The sequence below is a fragment of the Ferrovibrio sp. genome, from assembly GCF_029255545.1.
Classification (GTDB): Bacteria; Pseudomonadota; Alphaproteobacteria; order Ferrovibrionales; family Ferrovibrionaceae; genus Ferrovibrio.
Genome location: NZ_JANLJJ010000088.1, coordinates 1 through 6417, shown reverse-complemented (window position 1 = coordinate 6417; position 6417 = coordinate 1). Strand labels below are relative to the sequence as shown.

Here is a 6417-nt window from a genome sequence, read left to right as displayed (position 1 = left end):
TTGCAGCCCAGCGAGGCCGAGGCCTATGCCCTGCGCGCCGAGGCGCTGACCCTGGCGGCTGATGGCTCAGTCACCGATGCTGCCCAGCGCGATTTCCGCGCCGTGCTGGAGCGTGACCCGCAGCATCCAGGCGCGCGTTACTATCTCGGTCTGGCTCGGTTGCAGCAGGGTGATACGCGCGGGGCGTATGACGACTGGTATGCATTGGCAGCCGACAGTCCGGCCGACGCGCCCTGGCTGGAAACCGTGCATGGCCGTTTGCGCGAACTGGCGCCGCGCTTAGGCGTCGCGCTTGCCCAGGCCATACCTCAGCCCAAACCGGCCGAAGCGCTGGGGCCGGACCGTTCGCAGATGGAAGCCGCGCAGCAGATGTCGGAATCCGATCGCGCCGAAATGATCCGCGGCATGGTCGACCGCTTGGCCGAACGGCTGAAGGAAAATCCGAATGACGCCGATGGCTGGCTGCGGCTGGCCCGCGCCCGCGAGGTGCTGGGCGAGACGGAGGCCGCCCGTGAGGCCCTGCGCCGCGCCGTAGCGCTGCAGCCCGAGCGGGTGGATAGCCGCGTGGCACTCGCCTTTAATCTGGCCGGGGCCGCTGTCAAAAGCCGCGATCCGCTGCCGACGGAAGCCGTGGCCGAATTCCGCGTCGTGCTGCAGCAGGCGCCGAATCATGCCCAGGCGCTCTGGTTCGTCGGTCGTGGCGCCTATGAGGCCGGGGACAAGGCCGGCGCGGCCGAGTATTGGAAGCGCCTGCTGGCCCTGCTGCCGCCCGACTCGCCCGAGGCCCGGGAACTCTCCGAACGGCTCAGCAGCCTGACCCGCTGAATCCGGTTTCCGACTTGGCCCTGTTAACCTTCGTTTAAGGGAGTCCTGCGCGTAATCGGGCCGAGTTGAGGGGCCATTTCGGCCTCCGGGCTGGGTGAGTATGGCTATCGGACCAAGCAATAATCTTCTGTCGGCGCTGTCGCAGTTGCAGGGCGCTACCCGGCCGGCTGCGGCGCAATCCCGTCCGGCCCAGGCTTCCACCGGCAATGCCGGCCAGACCCAGAACAGCTTCGCCGCCCAGTTGGGCGGCGTGAACCCGATCCGCGCCATAGCTGGTGCCGAGCAGCGTCCCGCTGCCGCCACGCAGGCCTCGGCCCAGCCGCAGAATCTGGCGCCGACCCAGTCGCGCCCCATCGCCACGCGTGGCGGCTATCTGGGGCAATACGTCAATATCCTGGTCTGAACGGTTGGCAAAAGGCTGGTTTTATTGACGCCGCCGGACCCGGCGGCTAGCTTGCCCCATTCCGTTATATAAACGATTTGGGGAAACGCCATGCTCTCGCGCCGTCTGCTGCTTGCTGCCTTCGCCGCTCTTCTGCTTTCGCCGTTCGCTGCGCCATTTGCAGCCAGTGCGCAGCCGAAGGACAAGGTCGCCATCTCGGCCCTGCCGTTCATCTCCACCGCGCCGGTCTTCATCGCCAAGGAGCGCGGTTATTTCGATGCCGAAGGTATCGACCTCGATATCAAGATATTCAACGCTGCCCAGGCGGTGGCCGTCGCGGTCGCCTCCAACGATGCCGATTTCGGCATCACGGCTTTCACCGGCGGTTTCTTCAACCTGGCTGGCAAGGGCGCGCTGAAGGTGGTTGCGGCCCAGAGCCGCGAGGAGCCAGGCTATAATTTCGTCGCCTATGTGGCCTCGAAAAAGGCCTACGATGCCGGCTTCCGTTCGCCCAAGGATTTTGCCGGGAAAAGCGTGGCGATCACCACGGTGGGTTCCAGCTTCCACTACAATCTCGGCATGTTGGCCGACAAATACGGATTCAAGCTCGACGCCGTGCAGATGAAGCCGGTGCAATCGATCCCGAACATGATGGCGGCGCTGTCTGGTGGTCAGGTCGACGCCACCATTCTGCCGGCGAACAATGCCCTGAAGCTGGAAGCCGATGGTGCCGGCAAGATCATCGGCTGGGTGCACGAGCATACGCCCTGGCAGCTCGGCGTGCTGTTCGCCTCCAGTAAGATCGTCAAGGAGAAGCGTCCGCTGGTCGAACGCTTCGTATGGGCCTACCAGAAGGGCCTGGCCGATTATGCCGCCGCCTTCCTGGCCAAGGATTCCCAGGGCAACCGCATGATCGGCGAGAAGGCGCTGGCCCTGATGCCAGTGCTGGAGAAATGGGTGCAGCCCAAGCCCAGTATCGACACGGTGAAAATCGCGGCCAATTACATGGACCCGCAGGGCCGCCTGCTGGTGAAGAATATCTACGATCAGCTTGCCTGGTATCAGGCCCAGGGACTGGTCGACAAATCGGTCAAGGCCGGGGATTTTCTCGACCTGAGTTTTGTCAAAGGCCATCTCGACCTGCCGAAAAAGTAAAAACAGCCAGCGAGTCACGTTCATGCAGGTGGTTCTGGACGGGGTCGGCTACGCCTATGGCGATCTGCCGGTCCTCGACGGGGTAAGTTTTTCCGTCGCCGAGGGCGAAACGGCGGCCCTGATCGGGCCGTCGGGCTGCGGCAAGTCCACTTTGCTCAATCTGGTTGGTGGCCTGCTGCAGCAGCAGGTCGGCCGGGTCTCGACGCCGGGCGCGCCGCCGGCGGGCTGCCTCAATCCGCTCACTTTCGTGTTTCAGGATTTCGCCCTGCTGCCCTGGCGCAGCGTGGCCGGCAATGTCGCGCTGGCGCTGGAGCATCATGGGCTAGGCCGCAAAGAGCGCGAGGGCCGTATCAATGAAGTTCTGACGCTCTGCGGCCTGGCTGATTTCGCCGATGCGCTGCCGAGGCAGCTTTCTGGCGGTATGCGCCAGCGCGTTGGCATCGCCCGCGCCATTGCCGTCAAGCCCGCCGTGCTGCTGATGGATGAACCGCTCTCGGCGCTGGATGCCCAGACGCGTGAACTTCTGATGGAAGATCTGGTGGCGATCTGGGCACGTGAACGCACCACCACGCTGTACGTGACGCATAACCTGTCGGAAGCCGTGCGCCTGGCCGACAAGGTGGTGGTGCTCTCCCGCCGGCCGGGCCGCATCAAGCGCGTCGTCGAAGTGCCGGTGCCGGTATTTGAACGGCACAAGCTTGATCATGCCGCCGCTTTGCAGGCTCTGCAGGACGAACTCTGGGGCCTGATCAAGACCGAGGCGCAGGTGGCCGATCGCGAGGTGCAGGATGTCTGAAACCCAGCCAACCGTAACCTTCCGTGGTCGCGGCTTCGTGCCTGCCACAAAACGCTGGGCCCCCTGGCTCGCCTTCGTCCTGATCATCGCCGCCTGGGAGTTCGCCTCCGATACTGGACTGCTGCCCTCGCTGTTCATGCCGTCGCCGCATGAGGTACTGCTGGCGCTGTACAGTCTGCTGGTCGACGGCAAATTGTTCGTGCATATAGGCGCTTCGCTGCAGCGCATTGTCGGCGGCTGGCTGCTAGGCAGCTTCGCCGGCCTGTGTTTCGGCTTCGCCATGGGCATTTTCGTGCTGGCGCGTTCGGTCGGCTTGCCGGTGGTGGCGGCCCTGTTTCCGATTCCGAAAATCGCGCTGCTGCCGCTGTTCATCCTGTGGTTCGGCATTGGCGAGCCGTCCAAGATCGCCACGATTGCGCTCGGCGTATTCTTTCCTACCGTGGTCAGCACATATTCCGCAGTCGACAACGTGCCGCGCAACCTGATCCGCATGGCGCAGAGCTTTGGTCTTTCCACCCCGGCCATCGTGTGGAAGGTGATCCTGCCCGGGGCCATGCCCGGCATCCTCTCGGGCTTCCGCATCTCATCTTCGATTGCCCTGATCCTGGTGGTGGCGGCCGAGATGATTGGCACCCAGGTCGGCATCGGGGCTTTCGTGCTGGCCGCCGGTAATCTGATGCAGACTGACCAGCTGGTGGCCGGCGTGGTATTGCTCTCGCTGCTTGGCCTCACCATTAGCTGGCTGCTCGGTATCGCCGAGAAAACATTGCTGCGCTGGCGCTGAACCAGAAGAGTTTGCAATGACGGATCATCCCATCCCCGCCACCCGCATCGTGCAGCAGGCTGGCTCGACGCCATCCCGCGTGCTGGAGGCCGATATCGTTGTGCTGGGCGCTGGCATCAGTGGCATCTCGGCGGCGCTGGAGGCGGCGCAACTCGGCCGTCGCGTTGTGCTGATCGATGCCGGCCAGCAGCTTGGCGGGCAATCCACCGGCAGCCTGCTGGGCACCTTATGCGGCTTCTATTCCAACGGCCCTGATCCCTATCGGGTGGTCTACGGCATCGTCGACCAGATGTTCGCGCACCTGAAAAAGGCCGATGCCTTTCATCTGCGCCGTGGCCGCAACAGCTACATCCCGCTCTATCAGGAACAGGCGTTGGTGCGCTGGATCGAGCAGGCTGTGCATGGCGCCGGGATCGACGTGCTGCTCGGTGCTATTCTGCTGGAGGCAAAACGAGAAGGGGGGCGCATCGTGGCGCTGTCGCTGGCGACCCGGTTCGGCCCGGTCGAACTGCGCGGCCAGGGTTTTGTCGATGCCTCGGGCGATGCGGCGCTGAGTTATGCCGCCGGCTTCGCCTGTCGCGAACCGGTCAGTCCGATCATGGGCACGCTGATGTTCACGCTGGAGGGCTTCGACGAGGCGGCGGCCTTGAAGCTGGATCGCTGGACGGTACAGAAGCATCTGGCGGAGCAGGGCGGCCGCTATGGCCTGGTGCGGCGCGACGGCTTCGTTTTCGCCTTTCCCGGCAAGGGGCAGGCGACGGTGAACATGACCCATGTGGAAACGCCGCTGGAGCCGCTGGGCCTTGGGGCTGCGCAGGCCGAGGGGCGCGCCCAGGCTGACCGCGTGGTGGCCTTCCTGCGCGGCGAATACCCGCAGGTTTTCGGTTCTGCCCGCGTGCGGCAATACGGCATGCTGGGCATCCGCCAGACGCGCTGGATCGTCGGCGGCCACAGTATCACGGTGGACGAGGTGCGCCGGGGCGTGAAACCGGCGGATGCGATCCTGCGCTGCTCCTGGCCGGTGGAACTGCACGACCGGGCCGAAGATGTGCATTGGGAGGAATTCGGCGACGACCACCTGCATTACGTGCCTCTGCGCGCCATGCAGCCGGCCGGCGCTGACAATGTCGTGGCGGCCGGCCGCTGTATCGACGGCGATCCGGCCGCGCTCAGTTCGGTGCGCGTGATGGGTCCCTGCGTTGCCATGGGGGCGGCAGCGGCCCATGCGATCGACCTGGCCGGCTCCGGCTCGGTGCAGCAGATCGACATCGCTGCCCTGCAGGGGCGGCTGGCCGATAACCTGACGCGTTGCGACCGCGACTAGCTCTTCAGCTGCGCTGTTCCAGGCTTTCCACCAGCTGACGCAGCAGGGCGATGAATTCCGCCCGCTGCGGGCCGGGCAGGGGATCGAGGATGCGATCCTGCGCCCGCGCCACGCCGGGCTGGGCCGCCCGCAGCTGCTTTTCGCCTTCGGCCGTCACCGCCAGCGCATTGGTGCGCCGGTCGGCTTCAGTACGCTGGCGGACCAGCAGGCCGCGCTTGATCAGCCGCGCTACCATTTCAGCCACGGTCGAGCGGTCGATGCCGGTCTGGCGCACCAGATCGACTTGGCTGATGCCGCTGTTCTGATAGATCGCCAGCAGCAGCGCGAATTGCCGTGGCGTCAGGCCATTGCTGCCGACTTCTGCTGTATACAGATCGACGGCCAGCTGCTGGCACCGCCGCAACAGATGCCCGGGTGCATCCTGCAGGTTAAAGCCACCAAGCGTATCGCCGGCAGCCGGATGGGTGGTCTTGTCCCCCGACATGGGACCTCCCTATTTTATGGTTTTAGTTGTTACGCCTTCCTGTTACTGGGCGGTCTTTGAGTACCGCTTCTCAGTCCACTGATAAAACGCCATTCGGAGGTGACTCGTCCAGTGGGAGGCGTAACAAATTCAGGGATTGAGAACGACACGCGTCAGCAGCAATACTTGATATTTCAAACATCACAGCGGCCATGCAGAACCCGAAAAACTACCGTTTCTCCGCAAAAGTGCCCGAGGGCGATAACCGCGACCGGCTGATCTGCGACGATTGTGGCTGGATCCACTACGTCAACCCCAAGGTGGTGGTCGGCGCAGTGGTCGGGCACGGGGACAAGCTGCTGCTGTGCCGGCGGGCCATCGAGCCGCGCAAGGGTTTCTGGACCATCCCGGCTGGCTATATGGAGGAACGCGAGACCTCAGAGGCCGGCGCCATGCGCGAGGCGCGGGAAGAGGCCTGTGCTAGCATCGCCATTGATGCCCTGCTGGCGGTCTACAGCATCCCGCGTATCAGCCAGGTGCAACTGATTTACCGAGCCACCTTAGCGGCGCCGGACTTTGCCGCCGGGCCGGAATCCCTTGAGGTGCGGCTGTTCGACTGGGGCGAGATTCCTTGGAGCGATCTTGCTTTTCCGTCGGTGCACTGGGCGCTCAATCATTACCGAGCGGT

8 protein-coding genes are annotated in these 6417 nt (G+C 64.4%); 7 read left to right on the top strand and 1 reads right to left on the bottom strand.

Translation table 11 applies throughout. From position 1 onward, the window contains the following. The 6 genes from Q1J79_RS17135 to Q1J79_RS17110 all read left to right on the top strand — a co-directional run. Positions 1 to 825, top strand: an 825-nt coding sequence (locus tag Q1J79_RS17135) for a tetratricopeptide repeat protein (RefSeq protein WP_300302745.1), incomplete at its 5' end; no start/stop codon positions are given. A gap of 100 nt (positions 826 to 925) precedes the next feature. After that, entirely contained in the window at positions 926 to 1228 is a 303-nt protein-coding gene (locus Q1J79_RS17130; RefSeq protein ID WP_300302743.1) for a hypothetical protein, read from the top strand. A gap of 90 nt (positions 1229 to 1318) precedes the next feature. Beyond that, entirely contained in the window at positions 1319 to 2362 is a 1044-nt protein-coding gene (locus tag Q1J79_RS17125; RefSeq protein ID WP_300302741.1) for an ABC transporter substrate-binding protein, read from the top strand. A 22-nt stretch (positions 2363 to 2384) separates the two neighbouring features. After that, positions 2385 to 3158: an ABC transporter ATP-binding protein gene (locus Q1J79_RS17120; protein WP_300302740.1), complete on the top strand. Its 774-nt coding sequence runs from the start codon at positions 2385 to 2387 to the stop codon at positions 3156 to 3158. Continuing rightward, the gene (locus Q1J79_RS17115; protein ID WP_300302738.1) at positions 3151 to 3942 is read left to right on the top strand and encodes an ABC transporter permease; all 792 of its coding nucleotides are present in this window, start codon (positions 3151 to 3153) and stop codon (positions 3940 to 3942) included. Before Q1J79_RS17120 ends, Q1J79_RS17115 begins: the two co-directional genes overlap by 8 nt. Before the next feature lie 16 nt (positions 3943 to 3958). Next, positions 3959 to 5266 carry an FAD-dependent oxidoreductase gene (locus Q1J79_RS17110; protein ID WP_300302736.1) on the top strand — a complete coding sequence of 436 codons (1308 nt, stop codon included), beginning with the start codon at positions 3959 to 3961 and terminating at the stop codon, positions 5264 to 5266. A gap of 4 nt (positions 5267 to 5270) precedes the next feature. Here Q1J79_RS17110 and Q1J79_RS17105 read toward each other — a convergent pair whose 3' ends face one another. Further along, positions 5271 to 5750 carry a MarR family winged helix-turn-helix transcriptional regulator gene (locus tag Q1J79_RS17105; protein WP_300302734.1) on the bottom strand — a complete coding sequence of 160 codons (480 nt, stop codon included), beginning with the start codon at positions 5748 to 5750 and terminating at the stop codon, positions 5271 to 5273. A 191-nt stretch (positions 5751 to 5941) separates the two neighbouring features. Between Q1J79_RS17105 and Q1J79_RS17100 the strand changes: the two genes are divergently transcribed. Next, positions 5942 to 6417, top strand: a 476-nt coding sequence (locus Q1J79_RS17100; RefSeq protein ID WP_300302732.1) for an NUDIX hydrolase, incomplete at its 3' end; no start/stop codon positions are given.